We start from the raw sequence: 24,376 nt of genomic DNA, 5'->3' as shown, positions 1-24,376 counted from the left end.
GACAGAAAACCGAAAGGCGGACAGGACGCGGACCAGCCCGGACAGCGCCGGACAAAAAACAGTGAACGGCGGACGGATCACGCGCACAACTGACAGGCGGACAGACCGGACACAGCTGGGCGCGCCGAGCAGAAAGAAAGGTCAGACCTGACGATGACTACCATCGTGCCGCCGCCGATGTGTTCAGCTCCCTGCTACTCCATCCAGCATCTCCTTTTATCCGGCCGTCGGCTTCATCCGCCTCTCTCCGCGCCTACCCACCTTTCGCTTCTTTGTCCGGCCTTGTCCGCCTGTAGTCCGCCTTTCGGTTTTCCGTCCGGCCCTGTCCGGCCTTGTCCGCCTTGTAGTCCGCCTTTCGGTTTTCCGTCCGGCCCTGTGTGGCCTTGTCCGCCTGTAGTCCGCCTGTAGTCCGCCTTTCGGTGTTCTGGCCGGCCTTCTGTCCGGCCGTGTCCGGATTGTCCGGTCTTGTTCGCCTTACCGCTGTGGTGGCAGCACGACCAAGAGCTCGAGCTGCGGACTCGGAAAATCGGCCGGAACATAGGCCGCCAGGTTCCGCGCCCGCATGATCGCCTCCCACTCGCTACCGCTCTTGCCAACCTGGAAATAGTGCGAGCTCACCTTCACCGGCACCGCCGGCGGCGGGTTCGGCGCATACGTGAGCGGCACGCCCGCCAGCGCCTGGCGGATCAGGTGATCGATCCGGTCCGCCGATGAAATCTTGATCAACCCCGGCGCCCGCTGAATGAGATCGGCCGGACTCATGTTCGCGTCCACCGATAAATACAACTGCGGTGCCGTGAAATACTTGTCCTGGTCGAGCGCCGTCGCATAAATCGACTGCTGCACCAGCCGCAGCGGCAGGGAGACGCAGTTCGACGGCACCACCGTCTCCAGCAGCATGCGAAGCTGCTCGTCCAACTTCGAGAAGCACGACGTGAGATCGTCGTGCTCGTACGCCGGCAGGTCGCGCGGATGCACGATCGTCGAGAACGTCGTGAGCGCCCCGGCAAGCGAGAGCATCGCGCTGAACAACTCTTCCGGATGCCCGCGCTTCGTCTCGTAGAGATGACGGAGCTGCGGGAAGTACGTGTTGATCGTGTAGAGCAGCCAGAAGCTCGCGACGTCCGCGATGCTGAAGTCCGCCAGACTCTGATTCTTCTGCCGGCGCGTGCCCGCGAGCGCACTGCTCCGCGCCGACAGGATTTCGACCAGCCGGCGCGCGATGGCGATGATGAAATCGCTCGCGCCGATGTCGATGAGCGGCGGCACGAACTGCGGGTCGAGCGACAGGTCGCCCGTGGCAGACTTGCGCACGCGCGCCACCCGCAGCGTCGAGTTTCCCTCGAGCGACTCGCCCTGGACTAACAGCCGAAAGTTTTTCTTCGCGACCTGGATCGGCTTCTCGGCGAGCCCGGTGTTCTCATCGCGACGCAACAACACTTCCGCCGAATAGCGCGCACTCGAGTCGCCCGCCGCAACGGCGACGTTGTGCCCGCTCGTGCGATACTCCGGGACCGCGAGATAGATGTCCAACTCCGTCTGGTCCTGCTCCCACACCGCGTCGAGCACCTTGGGCGCCGGCGCCGGGTCGCTCACCGGTAGATCGAACAACAATCCGTCGGGCAGAATCCCGGCCGCCTGCGAAATCGCGAACGATCCCGCGGCCAGCGCCTCGTGATCGATCTCCAACCGGTGAAAGCCCCACGGACAGTAGGTGAGGCCCGAAAGTTGGAACTGGATGAGGTCCTCGAGGAAGCGATCCTGCGTCTGCAGGTGCTGGGGACTCAGGAGCACGCCCTTCGTCCAGAGGACCGGCTGCATCTGTCTCATGGCGCCCTAAAGTACTATCGCGGTGACGAATTGTCAGTTCGGCGACGAATCGGTGACCAAAACTGTACCAGCACCGGTCTCGTGTCGATGTCCACCTTGACACTCGTCATCGTGCGACGAGATTGTCCGTCTCTCCTGCTATATCTGATGTCGGATCACCAACGCAGAGCACACATCGAGTTGGACGTCACTGCGGGACGCGCGCGCGCCGGCATGGTGCCGGACGATGATACGCCGTTCCGCATTCTCGTCTTGGGCGATTTCAGCGGGGACAGGTCGCGTGCCGGCGCGTCGCATGCGCCGCTCGCGGCTCGCCGTCCGATCGCCGTCGATCGCGACACGGTCGACGACGTCATCGCTCAAATCGCGCCGGAAATCCTGCTCGAGCGCGGCGCCGACGGCGACGTGATCGTTCGGATCGCGTCGATCGACGATTTTCACCCCGATCAGCTGTACGACGCGCTCCCGTTGTTCAAATCGCTGCGCACGATGCGCGCGCGGCTCGCCGACCCGGCGACGTTTGCCAGTGCCGCGCGCGAGCTCGCGGCCTCCGACCTCACCGGCGAGACCGGCCAGAGCGCCGCGCCATCACCGCCTCGACCCGCGCCGGGTCACGTGCTCGACGCCATCCTCGGCGAGCCGGCCCCGGCGGCCGAGCCGTCGGAGGATGCACTGCAGCAGCTCATCCGGCGCGCGATCGAACCCTACCTCGTGGCCGCGGCCGATCCGCGGCAGGACGCGCTGCTCGCGCGCGTGGATCGCGCGATGACTAACGCAATGCGCGGCGTGCTGCACACCCGCGCCTTCCAGGCCGTCGAAGCCGCGTGGCGGTCCGTGTGGATGCTCACGCGGCGCCTCGAGACCGACGAGCATCTCGAGATCTACCTGCTCGATGTGTCGGCCGCGGAGCTCGTTGCGGATCTCGCGCCGGACGTGCCGCCGCAGGAGAGCGATCTCTGGCGCATTATCGCGGAAGGATCCGTAGAGCAGCCCGGCGCGCATCCATGGTCCCTCCTCGTCGGCGCGTTCACGTTCGGATGGGACGACGCCGATCTCGCGGTGTTGTCCCGGTTAGGCACGATCGCCCGCCGCGCCGGCGCGCCGGTGGTCGCCGGCGCGGCGCCGCGCCTGGCCGGTATGCCGGCGTTCGATACATCGAGCGATGCATCGGCCTGGTCGACCAACGCCATCGACGCATGGGAGGCGCTGCGCGCGTCGCCCGAGGCGGCGTACATCGGGCTCGCGGCGCCGCGCTTCCTGGCCCGTCTGCCCTACGGCGCCGGCGGCGAGGAGTGCGACCGGTTCGCGTTCGAGGAGTTAGGCGAGACTCCGGATCACCGCGAGTTTCTCTGGGCCAACGCGGCGTTCGCGTGCGCCGCGCTGCTCGGCCAGTCGTTTTCCGCCGGCGGATGGCGCATGCGCCCGGGCTCGCGGCGCGAGCTCACGGGACTGCCCTTCGTGCTCCTGCGCCGGAACGGCGAGGTGCAGGCCAAACCCTGCGCCGAGGTGCTCCTAACGGAGCGCGCGTCCAACAGGCTGCTCGACTGCGGCATCATGCCGCTGGCATCGCTCAAGGATCAGGACGCCGCGCTGCTCGTGCGCCTGCAGTCGATTGCCCACCCGGTCACGGCGCTCGCCGGCCGGTGGCAGGCGGCCCAACCATGACCGCCACCGCACTGCCGCCCTCGCCGACGCCGTCCGTCCGCACCGGCGACCCGGCCGCGATGCGCGTGCTGCGCGAGTTCCTGGCCGGCGCATCGTTCACCGAAGAGTCCGTTAGTCGCCGCACCGGCGTCGAATCCATCTACGCGTTCACGTCGATTCGCGAAGGACGCGCATCGTCCGAGCCCGTCGACGCCCTGGACATTGTCATCCGGCTGTTCCTCGATGGAGAGCTCGTGGAGCGCGCGCACATCGAGCACCACCTCCCCGGTAACGTGGTGCGCGCGCTCGAAAGCCTCGGCTTGCTGAGCGGTCCGCCGAGCGATGCGTCCAAGCAATTCGCAACCGTGCTGCTCTATCCGACGAACGGCTTGTGGTTGATCTCCGATCTGCCCGTGACCGCCGCCGGCGCGCCCAAACCACTTCCGCCCGACGCGGTCTATCCGGCGATCACCGAGAATACCCGCGACTTCATATCGTCCTTGCCTCGCACCCCATGCGAGCGGTTTTTGGAGATGTGCGGTGGAACCGGAATCGCCGCGCTGATGGCGGCGCGGCACGGCGGCACGACCTGGACCGGGGACGTCACCGAACGCGCCACGCGATACGCCCGATTCAACGCCGATCTCAACGGGCTCGGCAATGTGCGGGCGGTGCAGGGCGACATGTACGAGCCCGTGCGCGGCCTCACGTTCGATCGCATCGTGGCGCACCCGCCGTACATCGCGTCGCCGGAGCAAACCATGATTTACCGCGACGGCGGCCCCGACGGCGAACAGTTCACTCGTGCGCTGCTCGCAGGACTGCCCGAATTCCTCGAGCCCGGCGGCCGGTTCTACATGACGTGTGTGGCAACCGACCGCACCGAGGGACCGTTCGAGCAGCGCATCCGTCGGATGATCGGCCCGTCGAACGACGAGTTTGATGTCGTACTCGCCGTCCGCGTGGCGCGCGACCCGGCCGACTATTTTCGCGCCGTCGCGCGCGCCGGACAGTCGTCGCAGGACGACGCCGATGCGAAGATCGCCGCCTATCAGGCCATGGGCGCCGAGAAGCTCGTGTACGCGTCGATGGCCATCGAGCGTCATGCGTCGCCGCGAACACCATTCACCGCGCGGCGGTCCTGCGGCACCGCGCAACTCGGCGAATCGCTGGACTGGGAGTTGGATTGGGTACGTAACCGGGAATCGCCCGGCTTTGCAGCGCGACTGCTCGACTCTCGGGTGCGGTGTCGCGATGGCGTCCGCATTCGCTCGGACCAGCGGCTCGCCGATGGCGGCTGGCGAATCGAACGGGTCGAACTGTCGGTAGAGGCGCCGTTCAGGACGAATGTCGAGTGCTCGGCCGAAACCGGAGCGATCCTCACGCGCTGCACGGAATCGATCGGCGTGCGCGAGCTGGCGCGCGCGCTGGTCGCCGATGGGCTGGTCGGTGTGGACGGCGCCGAGGAAGCGATCGTGTCGCTCGTCTCATTTTTTGTGAACGCCGGCTGCCTCGAAACGGAGCTGCTGCCCCTGCCGGTGGCGGCCGCGTGAATGCCGTCGCATGTCGTGCGAATTCAGGCGAGTGTGTCGCGGCGTACAAGCAAATCGCGCCGTACGACACTTCATGCGCAGCGAAGATGTGTTTTCTTGACACCCGGCCCATAGGCCCGTATGATCGGCGCGTTGGTCTCCAGTCAGTGATGGGTGTCGCCAAGAGTGCGGCCAGAACATCTCCCCTCGCTCCCGGACTACCCAGCGCCGTGATCGGGCTCCACAGCTCGGTGCCGGCGTTCTTCAACTCTCTCGATTTCTAACGAGCCACCCCGTTTTCAACCGGTACGGCACCGACCCCGATCAGGAGCTCAGTCATGGCAAAGGAGAGCACGCAGAAGAAGTTGGAGCGCGTACGACCGCCACGTGTCAACATCAGTTACGACGTGGAGACCGGTGGTGCGATCGAGGTCAAGGAGCTGCCGTTCGTGATGGGCGTGCTCGGCGACTTCTCGGGTCAGCCGGTTGAACCGTTGGCGAAGCTCAAGGACCGCAAATTCGTCGACGTGACGCTCGACAACTTCGACGAGGTGATCGCGAGCATGAAGCCGCATCTCGCGTTCTCGGTGGAGAACAAGCTGAGCGAGGATCCGAACGCCGGGAAGCTCGGCGTCGATCTCACGTTCAAGAGCCTCGATGACTTCTCGCCGGACGCGGTGGCGCGCCAGGTGAAGCCGCTCAAGGAGCTGCTCGACCTGCGCACCAAGCTGGCGGATCTGCGCGGCACGTTGCAGGGCAACGACAAGTTGGACGACATCCTTCAGTCCACGTTGGGCGACGAAGACAAGATGAAGAAACTGCGCGCGGAGCTCGGCACCGATGGAGGGTCCAATGCCTGAAGCAAAGGCCGTACAGGCGACAGCCGCCGCCGAGGCCACCGAGCTGAGTCTGCTCGATCAGATCGTCGAGCAAGGTCGGATGGGCAAGGATTCCGCCGCCAAGGAGCGCGGCAAGGACATGGTGAAGCAGTTCGTGTCCGAGGTGCTCGCCGGCCAGATCACGGTTGCGAAAGACACGGAAGTGATGATCAACGCGCGCATCGCGCAGATCGATCATCTGATTTCGCTGCAATTGAACGAGATCATGCATGCGCCCGAGTTCCAGAAGCTCGAGGGCACGTGGCGTGGCCTGCGCTACATGTTGGGCCAGTCCGAAACGAGCGACATGCTCAAGATCAAGATCCTGAACGTGGGCAAGAAGGAGCTGCTGCGGGACCTGCAGCGCGCACCCGAGTTCGATCAGAGCGCGTTGTTCAAGAAGGTGTACGAGGAAGAGTACGGCGTGTTCGGCGGCGCCCCGTTCGGCGCGCTCGTGGGCGACTACGAGTTCAACAAGTCCGGTCAGGACATCGAGCTGCTCGAGAAGATCGCGCAGGTGGCGGCGGCATCGCACGCGCCGTTCATCACCGGCACCGATCCGGAAATGCTCAACCTGGAGAACTTCACGCAGCTCGATTCGCCGCGCGATCTCGCCAAGGTGTTCGACACCACCGAATACGCGCGCTGGAAGGCGTTCCGCGGCAGCGAAGATTCGCGGTACGTCGCGCTCACGCTGCCGCACATGCTGCTGCGCGAGCCCTACGGGCCCAACACGGTTCCGGTGGACGCGTTCAACTACGACGAGCGCGTGGATGGCACCGACCACGACAAGTATCTGTGGGGCAACGCGGCCTGGGCGTTAGGCGCGCGCGTGACCAACGCGTTCGCACAGTACGGATGGTGCGCGTGCATTCGCGGCGTGGAATCGGGCGGGATGGTGGAAGGCCTGCCGACGCACAATTTCCGCACCGACTCGGGCGACATCGCGATGAAGTGCCCAACGGAGACGCCGGTCACCGACCGCCGGGAGAAGGAGCTGGCCGACCTGGGCTTCGCGCCGCTGGTGCACCAGAAGGGGTCGTCAAATGCGTGCTTCTTCAGCGTGCAGTCGGCGCAGAAGCCCAAGCTCTACACGAGCGATGCGGCCACGGCAAACGCGCGCATCTCGGCGCAGCTGCCGTACATCTTCGCGGTGTCGCGCTTCGCGCACTATCTGAAGGCGATGATGCGCGACAAGATCGGCGGGTACATGTCGAAGAGCGAAGCGCAGTCGTTCCTCAACACGTGGATCGCGAACTACGTGGTGGGCAACGATGACGCGCCGCTGTCGGTGAAAGCCAAGCGGCCGCTCAAGGAAGCGAACGTCGAAGTGCAGGAAGTCCCCGGGAAGCCGGGTGCGTACCGCGCGGTCGCGTTCCTCCGGCCGCATTTCCAGTTGGACGAGTTGAGCGTTTCGATGCGGTTGGTCGCGGAGCTGCCGGCACCCGCGAAGTAGCACCGTTGGTCGACAACCGAAGGTCCCATAGCCAGAACATCATTTTTAGGAGGAGTACGACATGGCGTTCGATGCATTTCTCAAGCTCGACGGGGTCCCCGGCGAGTCCGTGCGCAGCGGGTTCGAAGGGTGGATCGAGATCTACTCCTTCAGCATGGGCGCTTCCAATCCGACGAGCATCGGAACCAGCGGTCAGGGTGCCGGAGCGGGCAAGGTGTCGCTGAGCGGATTCAACTTCATGAAGAAGACCGATCAGGCGAGCCCGAAGATGTTTCAGATGTGCTGCGATGGGAAACATTTCAGCAAGGCCACGTTGACGTTGAACAAGGCCGGCGGCGACAAGTCGCTCAGCTATCTCAAGTACGAGTTCACGGAAGTGTTCGTGGAATCCATCCAGTGGTCCGGCGCGAGCGGCGGTGATGACACGCCTGCGGAATCGGTGTCGTTGGCATTCGGCGCCGTGAACGTGACGTACACGCCGCAGAAGGCAGATGGGTCGCCGGGTTCCCCGGTCATCGCGGGATGGAACCTCAAGACGAACGCGAAGTCGTGAGGATCGAGCAAGGCGCATGAAAGCGCGAGAGCTCTTTCAGGCGGGGCAGCTCGATGCGGCAATCGACGCCCTGGGTGTCGAGGTTCGGGACAACCCGACCGACACCCAGCGGCGCACGTTTCTGTTCGAGTTGCTCTGTTTTGCCGGCCAGTACGGTCGCGCCGAGAAACATCTCGACGTGCTCGCGCAGGCGGGCCCGCAGGCCGGCATGGGCGCGCTGCTGTACCGCAGCGCGCTGCACGCATGCCTAACGCGCGACCGCATGTTCAAGGAGAACGCGGTGCCGCCGGTGGCGGCGGCGGCCGCGGAGGTGTCGGGGACCATCAACGGCACGCCGTTCTCGTCGCTGGTCGACGGCGATCCACGCATCGGTCCACGGCTCGAAGTCTTTGCGGCCGGCCAGTACACGCTGTTGCCGCTGGCGCACATCGCGTCGCTGCGCATGTCGCCGCCCACGCGGCTGCGCGATCTGATGTGGCCGCCGGCCGTGCTCAAGACGGGTCCGCTCTTCAGGGGCCTGGATCTCGGCGAGGTGATTCTGCCGGCGCTCACGCCGCTGAGCGCGGAAGATCCCAACGACCACGTTCGGTTAGGCCGGGTCACGGAATGGCGGGAGCTGCCGGATGGCACGGCGATTCCCGTTGGGCAGAAGATGCTGTTGGTCGACGGCGAGGAGTACCCGATTCTCGAGGTGCGCGAGCTCGACATCGCGCCCGCGGCCGCCCCCGCGACCACGTCCTGATCGAATCCATGCCGCTCCGCGATGATCTGCTGAACCCGATCGCCGGAGACAACCCGGCGGGCGCGGACCTGCGCTACGATCCGATCTACGACAAGATCAAGGAAGCCCGCCGCGAGGACGACGACGCGCCCCAAGGCGAGTGGCAGCACCCGCGCAAGCTCGCCGACTGGCCGCTCGTCATCAAACTCGCCGGCGAGGCGCTGGCCACGCGCACCAAGGACCTGCAGCTCGCCGTCTGGTTAGGCGAAGCGATGCTCCGCCGCGAAGGCTTCGGCTCGTTCCGAGCGACGCTCGACGTGACGCGCGGCCTGATCGACCGGTTCTGGGACCACGTCTACCCCGTGGTCGAAGACGGGGACGTGGAGATGCGCGCCGCGCCCCTCGAGTGGCTCGGGTTGAGGCTCGAGGTGCCGGTGAAGTCGGTCCCGCTCAACCGCGCCGGCCATTCGTACTTCCAGTACGCCGAGGCGCGGAGCATCGGCACGGAGCAGGACGCCGACGCCGATGCGGCCAAGCGCGTCAGGCGCGAGGAAGCGATTGCGGCCAGGAAGCCGACGATCGAAGAGTTCGACAAGGCGTTCGCCGAGACGCCGAAAGTATGGATCAAGCAGCTCGCATCGGACGTGGACGCGTCGCTCGCGTCGCTCCAGTTGCTCGACGACCTCTCGCGCGAGAAGTTCGGCGACGCGGCGCCCAGTTTTCTCAAGCTCCGCGACGTGCTGCAGGAAGAACAGCGCGTCGTCGGCCAACTGCTGGCGAAAAAGCTCGAGCAGGATCCGGATCCCGTCCAGGCGGCGCCCGTCGCCGCGGCGGCCGATGACGCGGCGGGCGCTGCGTTAGGCAGCGCGGCGGACGTGCGCCTGCTCTCCGCCGAGCCGGCCGACCGCAACGATGCCGCCTCGCGGGTCATCTCGGCGGCGCGCTTCCTGCGCCGCACCGAACCGTTGAGTCCCGCGGCGTATCTCATGCTCCGCGCGCTGCGCTGGGGCGAGCTGCGCGCGGCGGGCAGCACCCCGGATCCCAAGCTGCTCGAGGCGCCCACCACACAGGTGCGCACTCAGCTGCGCGGCCTCATGCTCGACTCGGCGTGGGAGCAGCTGCTCGAGACGTCCGAGACGGTGATGGGAACGACGGTCGGTCGCGGCTGGCTCGACTTGCAGCGCTACACGCTCACCGCGTGCCAGGCGTTAGGCGAAGACTACGCGATCGTCGCGTCGGCCATCCGGAGCGAGCTGCGCACGCTCCTGGCCGCCATTCCGTCGCTGCCCTCCATGGCGCTCATGGACGACATGCCCACGGCCACCGGCCCCACGCTCACGTGGCTGCGCGACGAGAAGATCATCGGCGACGACGACGCAAGCGAGGAGCTGCCCGTGGCGTCGCCGTCGTTGGTCAGCGGCGAGGCGCGCGAACGCGAGGGACGCGCCGGCCTCGAGCGCGCCGCCGCCGAAGTGCGCGGCGGCCGCCCCGAGAAAGCCATCGAGTTGCTCATGCGCGCGCTCGACCGCGAAAAGACGCGCCGTGGACGCTTTCTGCGCCAGGCCGAGCTCGCACGCATCATGGTCGATGCCGGCTTCGTGCAGGTGGCGCAGCCGATTCTCCAGGAGCTCATGGCCGACATCGAAACCCACAAGCTCGATGAGTGGGAAGCGGGCGAGCTCGTGGCGCGTCCCATGGCGCTCATGTATCGCTGCCTCGAGAAACTCGACGGCGATTCCAGCACGCGTCACGACCTCTATCAGCGCATCGCGCGCCTCGATCCACTGCAGGCCATCGGGTTCGGGCAGGGCTGACCGGTGCCGCCCCGCCGGTCGACGTCGCGAGCGGAGCTCGAACGCACGGTCCAGCAATCCTTGTTGGATCGGCTCATCGACCTCTCGCCGCAGGAACGCAGCGAGCCGGCCGTCACCTGGGCGCAATCGGTGCGCGAGCTCAAGCGCTCCGTGCGCCGCGACCTGGAGTCGCTCCTCAACACGCGCCGCACGGCCAAGCCGGCCACCGACGCGCTGCCCGAGCTCAAGGCGTCGCTCTACAACTACGGCTTGCCGGACATCAGCTCGATGAGCCGCGACGCGCACGACTCGCGCACGCGGCTGCTGCGCCTGGTGGAAGATGCGATCTCGATGTACGAGCCGCGCCTAACGAACGTCCGCGCCTCGCTGGTCGAGGATCCGGCCGCCAACGCCACCCGCCGCGATCTGCACTTCGTGATCCACGCGGTGCTGCGCATGGATCCGAATCCGGAACCGGTGATGTTCGATACCACGCTCGATGCGTCGAGCGGCGAATACCAGGTGACCGGAGACTCCGGTGCGTGACGCGCTCCTGTACCTCTACGAGCGCGAGCTGACCTTCCTGCGCCGCATGGGCGCCGAGTTCGCGCAAACGTACCCGAAGGTCGCGGGCCGGCTCCAGATCGAGCCGAGCAAGTGCGAGGACCCGCACGTCGAACGGATCATCGAAGCGTTCGCGTTTCTCGCCGCGCGCATCCATCTCAAGCTCGACGACGACTTTTCCGAAATCAGCGATGCGCTGCTGAGCATCGTCTATCCGCATTACATCCGGCCGATTCCGTCGATGACGCTGGTCGAGTTCCAGCTCGACCCGGAGCAGGGCAAGGTGATGACGGGCGTCCGGATTCCGCGCGGATCGCAGCTCTTGTCGCGACCGGTGGCCGGCACGCCCTGCAAGTTCCGTACGGCGTACGACACGATGTTGTGGCCGGTCGAGATTTCCGCCGTGCAGTGGACGACGCCCGACCGGCTGCGGCCCGCGTTCAAGGCGCCGGATGCGATCGCGGTGCTGCGCATCGAGCTCACGTGCTATCCCGACGTGTCGTTCTCCAAGCTCGCGCTCGACACACTGCGCTTCCACCTCGCCGGCGATTCGTCGACGGTGTATTCGCTCTACGAGCTGTTAGGCAACAACGTCGTGCGCATTCTGGCGCGCGATCCGGCGGGCAAGGCCGCCGGCGGACGGGCCATCGCGCTGCCCGCGAACGCGCTCACGCCGGCGGGCTTCGGCGACGACGACGGCATGCTGCCGTACCCGCGGCGCTCGTTCGTCGGCTACCGGATGCTGCAGGAGTATTTCACCTTCCCGGAGAAATTCCTGTTCTACGATCTCGCCGGGCTGTCGCAGCTGCGGACAGCCGGCTTCGGCGAGCGCGTGGAGCTGCTGCTGTTCCTGTCGCCCTTCGAGCGCGCCGATCGCCGCAGCATGCTCGAGGCGGGCATCGGCGACCGGACGATCCGGTTAGGCTGCACGCCGGCGGTGAATCTGTTTCCGCAAACGTCGGAGCCGATTCTGCTCACGCAGCGCCAGCACGAATATCTCCTCGTGCCCGACGCGCGGCGGCGCCAGTCCGTGTCCATCTTTTCGGTGGACGAGGTGCTGGGCGTCTCGCCCGGCGCCACCGCGCCGGCGCGGTTCGAACCCTTCTATTCCTATCGCCACGCGACCAACGGCAACACGCCGCAGCTCTTCTGGCACGCGGTGAGGCGCACGGCGGGCTGGCGACCCGATGGTGGGTCGGATGTCTACCTGTCGTTCGTCGACCTGTCGTCGGCGCCAGTCGAGCCGGATGCCGACGCGGTGACGGCGCGTCTCACCTGCTACAACGCGGACCTGCCCAGCCGGCTGCCGTTCGGCAGCGGGGCCGGCGATCTCGAGCTCGACGGCGGCGGCCCGATCAAGCGCATCACGGCGATCGTCAAGCCGACGTCGGTGGTGGAACCGCCGTTAGGCCAGCCGCAGCTGTGGCGCCTCATCTCGCAGCTCTCGCTCAACTACCTCTCGCTCGTCGAGGGCGGCGCCGAAGCGCTGCGCGAGATCCTGCGGCTGCACAACTTCGCCGACACCGCCGCGGCCGAGAAACAGATCCAGGGCCTGGTGGACGTGTCCAGCGGACCGGCGTACTCCCGCGTCTCATCCGCGCACGGACTCAGCTTCGCCCGCGGCACCCGCGTCGACATCACGCTCGACGAGGAGCAGTTCACCGGCGGCGGCGCGTTCTTGTTCGCGACCGTGCTCGAACGATTTCTGGGATTGTACGCGTCGATCAACAGCTTTTCGATTCTTGCCGCGCGCACCACCCAACGGAAGGACGTGATGCGCGTGTGGCCGCCGAGGGCCGGATGGAAGACGCTCCTCTGACCTCCGACGCGCTCGAGCGCGTGCTCCGCGACGACCCGAACTCGTTCGAGTTCTTCCAGGCCGTCCACCACCTGGAACAGCTGCGGCCGACGCGCGCGCCGGTGGGCGGCTTCGGGTCGCCGGCCGACGAAGTCGTGCGCTTCGGCGCGCACGCGGCGATCGCATTCCCGGCGAGCCAGATCCAGTCGCTGGACATGGACGCGGACGGCCCGGCGCGCATGCGCGTCAACTTCATGGGCCTAACGGGACCACAGGGCGTGCTGCCGCTGCACTACACGTCGCTCATCGCCGAGCGCGAGCGCGTGCGGGATACGGCGGCCCGCGACTTCATCGACATCTTCAACCACCGCATCATCTCGCTGTTCTACCGCGCATGGGAGAAGAACCGGTTCATCGTGCCGCACGAGCGCGAGGGGTCGGATCCGCTCATGCGCCACCTCATGGACCTGGTGGGCATCGGCACCCCCGGGCTCGCCCGCCGGCTGCCGGTGCGGGATGAATCGTTGCTGTTCTACAGCGGCCTGTTCGCGCTGCCCACGCGGCCGGCCGTGGCGCTCGAGCACCTGATCGAAGACTATTTCGGCGTGCCCGCCGAGATCGAGCAGTTCGTGGGCGGCTGGTACCCGCTCGATACCGACACCCAATGCGAGTTAGGCGACGACGACACGGCGTCGACGGCGCTCGGGTTAGGCGCGGTGGCAGGCGACGAAACCTGGGACCAGCAAGCCAGGATTCGCATACGCCTGGGCCCCATGCCGCGCGCCCCGTACGACATGTTCCTGCCCGATGGCAACGCCTATGCAGAAATCCGCGCGCTCGCTGCCTTCTTCACCGGCGGCCGGACCGACGTCGAGCTGCAGCTCGTGCTCGACCGCGAAGCGGTGCCCGCCTGCACGCTCGGCGCCGATGACGAAGGCGCCGCTCCGTTAGGCTGGTGCACCTGGCTCCGCAGCGCGCCCCTCGACCGCGACCCAGACGAAACCGTTCTCACTCTCTAAGCCCGGACCGGCGTCTCATGACCGTCAACCTGAAGCACCTCATCGGCAAGCTCAACCCGGTGACCCGCAACGCACTCGAGTCGGCCGCCGGATTGTGCCTCTCGCGCACCCACTACGACGTGGAAGTCGAGCACTACTTGATGAAGCTGCTCGACGTGCCCGACAGCGACCTGACGTTCATCCTCAAGCACTACGGGATCGACCGCTCGCGCTTCGCGGGCGAGCTCACGCGCAGCCTCGACCGCCTCAAAACGGGCAACGCGCGTACGCCCGTGCTGAGCCCGAAGCTGGTCGAGATGTTCACCGAGGCGTGGACCATCGGGTCGGTCGACTTCGGCGCGAGCACGGTGCGGAGCGGCCACACCATCCTCGCGCTCGCATCCGATCCCGAGTTGGCGCGCATGGTTGGCGACGCCAGCAGAGAGTTCGCGAAGATCCCGGCCGAGGCGCTGCGGAAGGATCTGGCGGCGATCGTGGCGTCCTCGTCGGAGGAGATCGGGGGCGGCGCCGGCGAGGCTCCGAACTCGGGCGCCGGCGCGGGCGCGCCGCGCGCGGCCGGCGGACGCACGCCTAACTTGGACCAGTACACGGTCGACCTGACGCAGAAGGCGCGCGACGGCAAGATCGATCCGGTGTTGGGCCGCGACTTCGAAGTGCGCCAGTGCGTCGACATCCTCACGCGGCGCCGTCAGAACAACCCGATTCTCGTCGGCGAGGCCGGCGTGGGCAAGACCGCGGTCGTCGAAGGCTTCGCGCGGCGCATCGCCGAGGGCGACGTGCCGCCGTCGCTCAAGAACGTCACGCTGCGCACGCTCGACCTGGCGCTGCTGCAGGCCGGCGCGGGCGTGAAAGGCGAGTTCGAGAATCGACTCAAGGGACTGATCGAAGAGGTGAAGCAGTCGCCGACGCCGATCATCCTGTTCATCGACGAAGCGCACACGATGATTGGCGCGGGCGGTTCGGCCGGCCAGGGCGACGCGGCGAATCTGCTCAAGCCCGCGCTGGCGCGCGGCGAGCTGCGGACGCTCGCGGCCACGACCTGGTCCGAGTACAAGAAGTATTTCGAGAAGGATCCGGCCCTCGCGCGCCGCTTCCAGTTAGTCAAGGTGGAGGAGCCGAGCGAAGAGCAGTGCCTGCTCATGATGCGGGGGATCGTGCCGTCGCTCGAGCACCACCACAAGGTGCGCATCCTGGATGACGGCGTCGATGCGGCGGTCCGGCTCTCCCACCGGTTTTTGGCGGACCGGCAGCTGCCCGACAAGGCGGTGAGCGTGCTCGACACCGCGTGCGCCCGTCTTGCGTTAGGCCAGAACGCCACGCCGCCGGCGATCGAGGATGCCCAACGGCGCCTCGACGACCTGGCGGTGCAGGAGCGCGTGCTGTCCCGCGAAGCGGCGGCCGGCGGCGACCACGCCGAACGGTTGGGCAAGATCGCCGAGGAACGCGCCGAGGTGGGAGCGAGCCTGGGCGCGCTCAGCACGCGTTGGGCCGAGGAGCGCGATCTCGTGGCGAAAATCCGCGCGCTTCGCGAAGCGCTCGAGGCAGGCGCCGCCGCGAACGGAGGCGGCGATGGGACGGCGTCGCAGCGCGACGAAATGGCCGCGCTCCAGGACCGCCTGGCGGCGCTCCAGGGCGAGACGCCCCTCGTGCGCGTCTGCGTGGACGCCGGCATCGTCGGCGAAGTGATTTCGGGGTGGACCGGCATTCCGGTGGGCAAGATGCAGCGCGACGAGACCGCCACCGTGCTCGAGCTCGAGAGCCATCTGGGCAAGCGGCTGATCGGGCAATCGCACGCGCTCGAGCTCATCAGCCGGCGCATCCGCACGTCGCGCGCCGGGATCGAAGACCCGAACAAGCCGAAAGGCGTGTTCATGCTCGTGGGACCGAGCGGCGTCGGCAAGACGGAAACGGCGCTGGCGCTCTGCGACCTGCTCTACGGCGGCGAGCGGAATCTCATCACCATCAACATGTCGGAGTTCCAGGAAGCGCACACCGTGTCCACGCTCAAGGGGTCGCCCCCGGGATACGTGGGCTACGGCGAAGGCGGTGTCCTAACGGAAGCCGTGCGCCGGCGGCCCTATTCGGTGGTGCTGCTGGACGAGGTGGAAAAGGCGCACCCCGACGTGCTCGAGCTCTTCTTCCAGGTGTTCGACAAGGGGCAGATGGAGGACGGCGAAGGGCGGCAGATCGATTTCCGCAACTCGATCATCATCCTGACGACCAATGCCGGCACCGACACGATCATGAAGTTGTGCGCCGATCCCGAGACGGCGCCGAGCGACGAAGGCCTGGTGAAAGCGCTCAAGCCGGAGTTGGACAAGGTGTTCAAGCCGGCGTTCCTCGGCCGCATGGTGATCATTCCGTACTTCCCGATCCGGGACGAGAACCTGAAGCGCATCATCAAGCTCAAGTTAGGCAAGATCCAGCGCCGCCTGAACGAGACCCACCGCGTCGCCATGACGTACGACGATGCGCTCGTCAACCAGGTGGCCGAGCGCTGCACGGAGGTCGAGAGCGGCGCGCGCAACGTGGACAACATTCTCACCAACACGCTGCTGCCCGAAATCTCGCGCGAGCTGCTCGAGCGTATGGCGGCCGGGGATCGGATGAGCGCCATTCGGGTGGGTGTGGGCGCCGACGGCGCGTTCGACTACCACGTCGACAGCGCGACGTCCACGTCGACGCCGGCGGCCGCGCCGGCCGCGGAACCGGCGGCCGTCGCGTGACAGCACTGCGGTTGGGCACGCGGGCATGCGTGCGACGCGCGTTTCTTCCAGACCGGGCGCCGAGCCCGGCCAAAGGCGGTGAGCCGTGAGCGACTATACGCAGGACGATCGCCTGCTGAAGGTGACCACTCCGTTAGGCAAAGACGTGCTGCTCCTGGCCGGATTTTCCGGCAGCGAGGGCATCTCGATGCCGTTCCGGTTCGACCTCTCGCTGTGCGCCACCCGCGACACCGCCGTCGACGCGAAACAGCTGATCGCCCAGCCGATGACGATCGCGATCGCCGATGCCTCCGGCGACGTCTCGCGCCACATCAACGGCGTCGTGAGCTCGTTCGCGCAAACGGGCTCGGATTCCACGTTCATCTGGTACCGCGCGCAGCTCGTCCCCGTGCTGTCGTTGCTCACCCGTCGCGCGGACATTCGCATCTTCCAGCAAAAAAGCGTCACCGACGTCATCGAAGCGGTGTTCAAGGAGGCGAACATCGATTACACGTTGAACGTCACCGGCACCTATCAGCCGCTCGACTATTGCGTGCAGTACCGCGAGACGGATTTCGCGTTCGTATCGCGTCTCATGGAAGAGTACGGGATCTTCTATTTCTTCGAGCACGACGAGTCGAAGCACACGCTCGTCCTCGCGGATTCCTCGAGTGCGCACCAGACCGTTGCCGGACAGGCGACCGCGCGATTCCACTCGACGGCGAGCGGATCGAGCGACGTCGATGTCGTGTCGTCGTGGGAGCTGGTGCACGAGTTCCGCGCCGGCAAGTACACGTTCACCGACTACAACTTCGAGACGCCGAGCACGAGCCTGTCGGTGAGCGAACCCACGACGATCAAGTTAGGCGACAACGACGCCTACGAGCTGTACGAGTTCCCGGGCGCCTACGGCAAGAAGAGCGACGGCGAGACCGTGGCGCGCGTCCGGATGCAGGAGCAGGAAGCGCGCGTCGCGACCGCGTCCGGCTCGGGCAGCTGCCGCGCGTTCACGCCCGGCTACCGTTTCACGCTCAACGAGCACCCGCAATCCGCCAACAACGGGCCGTACGTGCTCACCGTGGTGTCGCACTCCGGGTCGAACGGAAGCTATATCAGCGCGAACGACGGGTCGTCGCCGCATTACTGGAACACGTTCAACTGCATTCCGTTCTCGACGCCGTACCGGCCCGAACGCGTGACGCCGCGGCCGGCCGCGTACGGCCTGCAGTCGGCCGTCGTCGTCGGCTCGAGCGGCGAAGAAATCTGGGTCGACAAGTACGGGCGCGTGAAGGTGCAGTTTTTCTGGGATCGGTTAGGCAAGGAGAACGAACAGAGCTCGTGCTGGGTGCGCGTCGCCCAACCGTGGGCCGGCAAGCAGTGGGGATTCGTGGCCTGGCCGCGCATCGGCCAGGAAGTGCTCGTCGCGTTCGAGTCGGGCAATCCCGATCGGCCGGTGATCGTCGGCTCGTTGTACAACGCGGAGCAGATGCCGCCCTACACGCTGCCGGCGAACCAGACGCAGACGGGCATCAAGACACACAGCTCGAAAGACGGCGGGTCTGACAACTTCAACGAGCTGCGCTTCGAGGACAAGAAAGGCTCCGAAATGATCACCGTGCAGGCGGAGAAAGACCTGTCGACGGTGGTCAAGAACAACGAGACGCGCGAGGTGCGCAACACGCGCACCACCACGATTCAGTCGGACGAGGTGAAGACCGTCAAAAAGGGCAAGGACGAGACGATGCTCGACGAAGGCGATCACTCGACGACGCTTAAGAAGGGCACGCACTCGTTGATCCTTCAGGACGGCAACAGCCAAGTGTGGCTCCAGAAGGGCGACAAGACGCTGGACATGGACAACGGCAGCTATTCCGCCGACCTCACGCAAGGGAATCACAAGACGCACCTCGCGAACGGCGACCACTCGATCGAGATCGACGTGGGCGACATGAAAGTCGCGGTGCACACGGGCGATCAGAAAACGGTTTGCGATGCGGGCAGCATCTCGTTCGAAGCGCTCGAGCAGATCGAGTTGAAGGTGGGCGGGAACAGTGTGAAGATCAGCCAGCAGGGGATCACGATCAGCGGAATGATGGTGTCCATCGAGGGGCAGATTCAGTGCGAGGTGAAGGGGATGATGACCTCCATCAGCGCCGACGCGATGCTGCAGGCCAAGGGCGCCATCACCATGATCAATTGATATGACGACGAGCGCCCAGCCGCCCGTGGCGGCGCGGACGATGTCGGACTTCATCGAGTTGGCTGGGTTAGGCGATGAGGCCAAGGTCGCGCTCGCACCGACGCACGGGCCCGCGCAATACGTGCAGACGCTGCTCGATGCCAAGCTCTATCCTGATGCGGTGCGCTTTCTCGCGCACGCGCTGCCCAAACGGGAAGGCATCTGGTGGGCGTGGGTCTGCGCGCGCCGCGCCGCCACCGAGGCGCCGACGCCCAAGGATGCGGCGGCGCTCGAGGCGACCGAACGCTGGATCACGCAGCCCACCGACGACAATCGCCGCGCGGCCATGCGGGCTGCCGAGGCCGTCGGACTTGCGACGCCGGCCGGCTGCACGGCGCTCGCCGCGTTCGTGAGCGGCGGCAGCCTGGGGCCGGCACACACGCCGCCGGTCCCGCCGGGCGAATTTCTCACGGCGAAGGCGATCACCGGCGCCGTGGTGGCCGCCGCGGTCTGCGGCGACGCGTCCAAGGCGCCGGAGCGGTTTCAGTCGTTCATCGCGCAGGGGCTGGATGTGGTGAACCGTCTCAAGCTCTGGGGCGGCTCGTGACGATGCCTAACGCGGGCCTCCGGGCCTGCTAACGGAGGACGAACCATGGGCCAGCCGGCCGCGCGCGTGTCCGACATGCACGTCTGTCCGATGGTGACGCCGGGCGTGCCGCCGATTCCGCACGTCGGAGGACCGGTGCTGCCGCCCGGCGGCGTCACCGTGTTGATCGCGGGCGTGCCGGCCGCGCGGGTCGGCGACATGGCGACCTGCGTCGGCCCGCCGGATGTGATCGCGCTCGGCTCCTTCACCGTGCTCATCTGCAACCAGCCGGCGGCGCGCATGGGCGACATGACGGCGCACGGAGGTTCCATCGTGCTCGGCGCTCCGACGGTGTTGATCGGCTAGCGGACGGCCTCTGAGTTCAGGGGAGCACGAGTTCTGATATTTACGCTCGTGAAGACACCGACACAGCACGGGCACACCGGATACCGCTCGGATCGCTCGGCTGCACACGACCAACGCTCTGGCGCACGGTCGGTCGAGCCGCGTGCGTTGTGGTGAACGAGAACGTCTGTTGGTTCTCTCGCACACGCCTCACATGAGCACCGCGATCGGCAAAGCATGCGGCGATGACGCACGAGCCGCGGTTCGCGCATTGCGCCGCCGGCCGGCCTTCGCCTGGGTCATCGTCGCGATGCTCGCGTTGGGCATGGCGTCCGTCACCGCCGTGTGGAGCGTGGTCGACTCGGTGGTCGTGCGCGGGCTCCCGTTCCCAAGCGCGGATGACCTCGTATCGATCGGCTTTCGGAATCCACGCGGCGGGCTGGTGGGGCCGTCGCTTCCGATGCTCGAGCGCTGGCGTCGCGCTGTGCCGGGCTCGGCCTCGGCGGGCTGGCAGGAGATGCCGTATGATCTCGGCACACCGGCGGGGGCGCGCCGCGGCTGGGTGGCGACGGTGACGCCCGATCTCTTCCGCGTGCTCGGCGTCCGGGCGCAGTTAGGCAGAGGTGTGACGGCCGATGACGATCGTCCGGGCGCGCCGCCCGTCATCGTGCTCTCCGACTCGCTGTGGCGCGACGCGTACGGCGCCGACCCGAACGTCGTCGGCCGGTCGATGTCCGTGGACGGCGCCGACGTGACGGTGATCGGCGTCATGCCCCAGACGGTTGCGCTCGTCACACCGGATGCCGCCGCCTGGATGCCGCTCGATGCGCAGATGCCGTTTCTGGCCGACAACGACAGCATCGGCCTTGCGGGCGCGGTCGTGCGCCTGTCGGCCGGCCGCGATGTGGATGGTGTGCGGCGCACACTGGCGTCGCTCGCGCCGCACGGCGTGACGTACGGCAACAGCTACGGCGTGGCGCGCGCGGCGGCAGAGCCGCTGCAGCGGGTGATCGTCGGCGACGTGCGCCCGGTGCTCCTGATGCTGTTCGGCGCCAGCGTCCTGGTGCTCGTGGTTGCCTGCGCCGACGCGGCGGCGCTCCTCGTCGCGCGCGCTGCGTCGCGCCGCCGCGATCAGGCCGTGCGGCGTGCGTTAGGCGCGAGCCGGGCGCGCCTGGCATCGGTGATGCTGTGTGAAACGCTCGTGCTGTCGGCCGGCGCGTCCGTGGTGGCGCTGCTCGCGGCGCCGGCGCTCGTCGGTATCGTGCGCCGCCTGGGATCATCCCTCGTGCCGCGTGCGACGGAGATCGCCGTCCGCCCGGACGCCTTCCTCGTCGTCGTCGGCCTGGTGGTTCTGACCACCGTGCTGAGCGGGGTCATCCCGGCGCTGCTCACGACGCGCGGCGACGCCGCCGATGCACTCCGGACCGGAGGGAGCCTCTCGGCGTCGCCCGTGTTCGTGCGCGCGTACGACGCGCTGCTCGTCGCCGAGCTGGCCGTCACGGTGGTGCTCCTCGCCGGCGCCGGCCTCCTGGCGAAGAGCGTCATCAAGTTGTTAGGCACGCCGTCGGGCCTGCGCACCGAGCACGTGATCGTCGCGACGATCACGCGCCCGGTCGAGCCCTGGTTTCGCGACCGCCAGTCGGTTCTGCCGTTCGTGCGCTCGTTGACCGATTCGCTCGAGGCCACGCCGGGCGTCGTCGCCGTGGCGATCGCGCTCACGCCGCCGGCGACGGTTGGCGTGACCGCGCCGCTGCGCGCGGCCGGCGATACCGTCGCCGCGAGCTGGAACGTCGTCACCGACCAGTATTTTCGCGTGCTCGGCTCCCCCGTCCTGCGCGGCCGTGGATTCGATGCGCGCGACGCGCCGGCCTCCGGGGCCGGAGTCATCCCGATCGTGGTGAGCGCTGGGCTGGCGCACCGTGTCTCCGGCTCCGCCAATCCGTTAGGCAAAGTCGTGTACGTGCCGGATGGCGACCATCCGGCTGCGCCGTGGCAGCCGCGGCGCATCATCGGGGAAGTCGCGGACGTGGTTGCGCCGGGGGTCACGCGGCCGCGGCCGCCGGACGCATATCTGCCGTTCGCCCGGATGCCGGTGGCGCACCTGACGGTCATGGTGCGTGCGTCGCTCGCGGCCGGCGCCGCGTTAGGCGCGATCCGCCGCATCGTGCGCCGTCTCGACCCCGCCCAACCGGTGGCCGGCGGCCGGCCGCTCGACGCCGTCCTCACGGAGAGCGCCGCGCGCCCGCGCTTCTATCTCGCCGTGTTGGGCACCTTCGGCGCAGTCGCCCTGCTGCTCGCGGGCGGCGGGATGTTTGCCGGCATGTGGTACATCGTGCAGGAGCGTCGCCGAGAAATCGGCATCCGCGTCGCGGTCGGCGCGGAGCGCGGCGATGTCGTCCGTCTCGTACTGCGGCGGGTTGCGCGCCTCCTCGGCGCCGGCCTTGCGATCGGCCTCTCCGGCGCCTGGGCCACGACGCGCTTCTTACGCGCGCTGCTCTCGGGGGTGAGCACCACCGACCCTGCCGTGCTCGAGATCGTGTGCGGTGTGCTCGTCGTGGGTACGCTCCTCGCCATAGTGGCGCCGCTCCTCGAGGCGACGCGCGTGGATCCCATGCGCGTGCTGCGCTCGGAGTGATCGCCTCGCGCCTGGTGGTGATCGTCGCCGCGGCATGCGCGGCACTCCCGCGCGCCGCAACGACGCAGCAGAGAGACACGACACGGCGATGGGAGAACGGCTCGTGGCGCAGCCTCGGTGAGCTCACCGGCGGCGCCGGCGGACTCGACCACCCGATTTCGCTCGCGCTCGCCGGCAACACGCTGTATGTGTTCAACGCCGGCCCGGGCACCGTCCTCGCGCTCGCGCTCGACGGACACGTGCGCTGGCGCTACACGCCCCCCGACTCGCTCCGGTTCCACGTGGACCGCGTCGTGTCGCTTGCTCCGGGCCTCGATGGCGGCGTGTGGGCGGCGGATCCGAACGCCGGACGGTGCACGATCATCTCTCCGTTAGGCGCCGTCGAGCGCGTCATCCCGCTGCACGACAGCCCCCACCTTGCTCCGCGGCCCGACGGCTCGTTCTGGAAAGCGTCGTTCATCGGCGTGAGGCCGTCGTTGTTCGATGCGCGCGGAGTCCGCGTTCGCGCGCTGCGGCTGCCGCGGACATTGACTGCGCCAAAGGACGCAGTGGGCGACGCCCTCCTGGCCATGACGGGTGACACGCTGGTCGTCGCCTATGTTGACGCGGGACGATTTCTGATCGCCCCACCGCACGCGCACGGCCACGTGCGCGATGTGTGGTCCGTCGAGCCGCGGCCCTTCCCGCGGTTCCGCGAGAGCGACGTCGTCATCCGCGGAAGAACCGTGCACACGTACAAGGCCGGCCCGGATGCGCCGCCCGCTACGCTTGCGCTCGCCGTCGACTCCGGAATCATTTACTCGCTCTATTGGAACGGTCGCAACGCTCCAGGCGACCGTGGCCGCACCGTCGACATGTATCGCGTCTCCACTGGAGTCTACGAGGGCTCCCGTCGGCTGCCGCTCCCCTCCAGCGCCATAGCGGTCCGAGGCGATGTCGTGTACGCCCTCACGGACGGCGGCGATCTGCACATCTGGCGCTGGGTGGCGGCCAAGCCCCGGCCGCGATAGTCGCACGCCCTGCACGCGCGTCGCGCTTTCGGTAAGTTTCGGAACACGCGGATCGGCCACGCCCATGGGCGTGTCGAGCCGTCACCACCGGAGGCGTCGCGAGTTGTCCAATCGGCCGGAACGCATCGTCGTCGAAGCGAAAGAGCTGCCGCACACCGCTGCAGCATGGATTGCGAATGCAATCCTGCAGGCGATTCGGGAGACCGGCCGGTGTTCGATCGCGTTGTCGGGCGGGAAGTCGCCGCAGCCGATCTATGCAGAGCTCGGCGCGGCGTTCCCCGTGATCCCGTGGGACAAGGTGAACGTCTTCTTCGGCGACGAGCGCGCGGTGCCGCCCACCGATCCGATGAGCAATTACGGGATGGCGCGGGCGTCGCTGCTCGACCGCGTGCCGGTGCCCAACGGCAACGTGCACCGCATGGAAGGCGAGCGCGCCGACCTGGACGCCGCCGCGCGCGACTACGAGCGGCTCCTCCCGCCGGCGTTCGACGTCTTGCTGTTAGGCATCGGCCCGGACGGACACACGGCCTCGCTCTTTCCCGGCGCGCCGACCCTGGACGAACGCACGCGGCGCCTCGTGCCGTCCGACAGTCCGTTCCCGCCGCCGCGACGCCTGACGATCACGCCGCCCGTGATCGCCGCCGCGCGCCGCACCGCGGTGATCGTTGCCGACCGGGAGAAGGCCGGCATCGTGCAGCGCGCGCTCGAGGGACCGCGCGATCCGCACCAACTGCCGGTGCAGTTGGCGCTTTGCGATGTGTGGATTCTCGACCGCGAAGCGGCGTCCAAGCTGACGCCTGCGCCGGCATGAGAGTGCTCGCCGGCGACATCGGCGGCACGCACGCGCGGTTGGCGGTGGTGGACATCGACGATCGGCGGGTGCAGCTCGTGCGGGAGGCGCGATTCCCGAGCGCGGACTATCCGTCGCTCGCGCCCATCGTGCAGGAGTTTCTTCGGCCGGGGAGCGAGTTGCCGCTGCGCGCGGCGTTCGGCGTCGCCGGTCCGGTGACCGACGGCCGCACGGCCACGCCTAACTTGCCGTGGACGCTCGACGAACGAAGCCTCGCGAAAGAGATCGGTATCCCGCACGCGCGTCTCCTCAACGACCTCGACGCCATCGCCCGCGGC

The 24,376-nt window shown here is 67.5% G+C and carries 19 protein-coding genes; 18 read left to right on the top strand and 1 reads right to left on the bottom strand.

Features of this window, described 5'->3' with window-relative positions; genetic code table 11:
* Positions 1 to 474 precede the first annotated feature (474 nt).
* Positions 475 to 1,830, bottom strand: a complete 1,356-nt coding sequence (gene tssK / locus VFW04_04225) for a type VI secretion system baseplate subunit TssK (GenBank protein ID HEX5178511.1) — start codon at positions 1,828 to 1,830, stop codon at positions 475 to 477.
* A gap of 147 nt (positions 1,831 to 1,977) precedes the next feature.
* On the opposite strand from tssK, the gene VFW04_04220 reads away from it, so the two are divergent.
* The 18 genes from VFW04_04220 to VFW04_04135 all read left to right on the top strand — a co-directional run.
* Positions 1,978 to 3,495: a type VI secretion system contractile sheath large subunit gene (locus tag VFW04_04220; protein HEX5178510.1), complete on the top strand. Its 1,518-nt coding sequence runs from the start codon at positions 1,978 to 1,980 to the stop codon at positions 3,493 to 3,495.
* The gene (locus VFW04_04215; GenBank protein HEX5178509.1) at positions 3,492 to 5,027 is read left to right on the top strand and encodes a methyltransferase; all 1,536 of its coding nucleotides are present in this window, start codon (positions 3,492 to 3,494) and stop codon (positions 5,025 to 5,027) included. The genes VFW04_04220 and VFW04_04215 overlap by 4 nt, the downstream gene beginning before the upstream one ends.
* Before the next feature lie 317 nt (positions 5,028 to 5,344).
* Positions 5,345 to 5,866, top strand: coding sequence for a type VI secretion system contractile sheath small subunit (gene tssB / locus VFW04_04210; protein HEX5178508.1), 522 nt, complete (start codon positions 5,345 to 5,347; stop codon positions 5,864 to 5,866).
* Positions 5,859 to 7,340 carry a type VI secretion system contractile sheath large subunit gene (gene tssC / locus VFW04_04205; GenBank protein HEX5178507.1) on the top strand — a complete coding sequence of 494 codons (1,482 nt, stop codon included), beginning with the start codon at positions 5,859 to 5,861 and terminating at the stop codon, positions 7,338 to 7,340. Before tssB ends, tssC begins: the two co-directional genes overlap by 8 nt.
* 61 nt (positions 7,341 to 7,401) lie before the next feature.
* Positions 7,402 to 7,893, top strand: a complete 492-nt coding sequence (locus VFW04_04200; protein HEX5178506.1) for a type VI secretion system tube protein Hcp — start codon at positions 7,402 to 7,404, stop codon at positions 7,891 to 7,893.
* 16 nt (positions 7,894 to 7,909) lie between these two features.
* Entirely contained in the window at positions 7,910 to 8,635 is a 726-nt protein-coding gene (locus VFW04_04195; GenBank protein ID HEX5178505.1) for a type VI secretion system accessory protein TagJ, read from the top strand.
* Positions 8,636 to 8,643: 8 nt separating this feature from the next.
* Positions 8,644 to 10,428, top strand: coding sequence for a type VI secretion system protein TssA (gene tssA, locus VFW04_04190; protein ID HEX5178504.1), 1,785 nt, complete (start codon positions 8,644 to 8,646; stop codon positions 10,426 to 10,428).
* 3 nt (positions 10,429 to 10,431) lie between these two features.
* Positions 10,432 to 10,953, top strand: a complete 522-nt coding sequence (tssE, locus tag VFW04_04185; GenBank protein ID HEX5178503.1) for a type VI secretion system baseplate subunit TssE — start codon at positions 10,432 to 10,434, stop codon at positions 10,951 to 10,953.
* A complete protein-coding gene (tssF, locus tag VFW04_04180; GenBank protein HEX5178502.1) occupies positions 10,946 to 12,790 on the top strand; it encodes a type VI secretion system baseplate subunit TssF in 1,845 nt (614 codons plus the stop codon). Before tssE ends, tssF begins: the two co-directional genes overlap by 8 nt.
* Positions 12,772 to 13,788 carry a type VI secretion system baseplate subunit TssG gene (tssG, locus tag VFW04_04175; GenBank protein ID HEX5178501.1) on the top strand — a complete coding sequence of 339 codons (1,017 nt, stop codon included), beginning with the start codon at positions 12,772 to 12,774 and terminating at the stop codon, positions 13,786 to 13,788. The genes tssF and tssG overlap by 19 nt, the downstream gene beginning before the upstream one ends.
* A 17-nt stretch (positions 13,789 to 13,805) precedes the next feature.
* Positions 13,806 to 16,514, top strand: coding sequence for a type VI secretion system ATPase TssH (gene tssH, locus VFW04_04170; GenBank protein ID HEX5178500.1), 2,709 nt, complete (start codon positions 13,806 to 13,808; stop codon positions 16,512 to 16,514).
* 85 nt (positions 16,515 to 16,599) lie between these two features.
* Positions 16,600 to 18,693, top strand: a complete 2,094-nt coding sequence (locus VFW04_04165) for a type VI secretion system tip protein VgrG (GenBank protein ID HEX5178499.1) — start codon at positions 16,600 to 16,602, stop codon at positions 18,691 to 18,693.
* Between the two features lies 1 nt (position 18,694).
* Positions 18,695 to 19,279: a hypothetical protein gene (locus VFW04_04160; protein HEX5178498.1), complete on the top strand. Its 585-nt coding sequence runs from the start codon at positions 18,695 to 18,697 to the stop codon at positions 19,277 to 19,279.
* A gap of 45 nt (positions 19,280 to 19,324) precedes the next feature.
* Positions 19,325 to 19,624, top strand: coding sequence for a PAAR domain-containing protein (locus VFW04_04155; GenBank protein ID HEX5178497.1), 300 nt, complete (start codon positions 19,325 to 19,327; stop codon positions 19,622 to 19,624).
* Between the two features lie 193 nt (positions 19,625 to 19,817).
* A complete protein-coding gene (locus VFW04_04150) occupies positions 19,818 to 22,238 on the top strand; it encodes an ADOP family duplicated permease (GenBank protein ID HEX5178496.1) in 2,421 nt (806 codons plus the stop codon).
* Positions 22,235 to 23,248: a hypothetical protein gene (locus VFW04_04145; GenBank protein ID HEX5178495.1), complete on the top strand. Its 1,014-nt coding sequence runs from the start codon at positions 22,235 to 22,237 to the stop codon at positions 23,246 to 23,248. The genes VFW04_04150 and VFW04_04145 overlap by 4 nt, the downstream gene beginning before the upstream one ends.
* A 103-nt stretch (positions 23,249 to 23,351) precedes the next feature.
* On the top strand, positions 23,352 to 24,059 hold the full coding sequence (gene pgl / locus VFW04_04140) for a 6-phosphogluconolactonase (GenBank protein HEX5178494.1): 708 nt from the start codon (positions 23,352 to 23,354) through the stop codon (positions 24,057 to 24,059).
* Positions 24,056 to 24,376, top strand: a 321-nt coding sequence (locus tag VFW04_04135; protein ID HEX5178493.1) for a glucokinase, incomplete at its 3' end; no start/stop codon positions are given. The genes pgl and VFW04_04135, both read left to right, overlap by 4 nt.

The organism is Gemmatimonadaceae bacterium (assembly GCA_036273715.1).
Classification (GTDB): Bacteria; Gemmatimonadota; Gemmatimonadetes; order Gemmatimonadales; family Gemmatimonadaceae; genus JADGGM01.
This window is presented reverse-complemented; position numbering and strand designations above follow the sequence as displayed.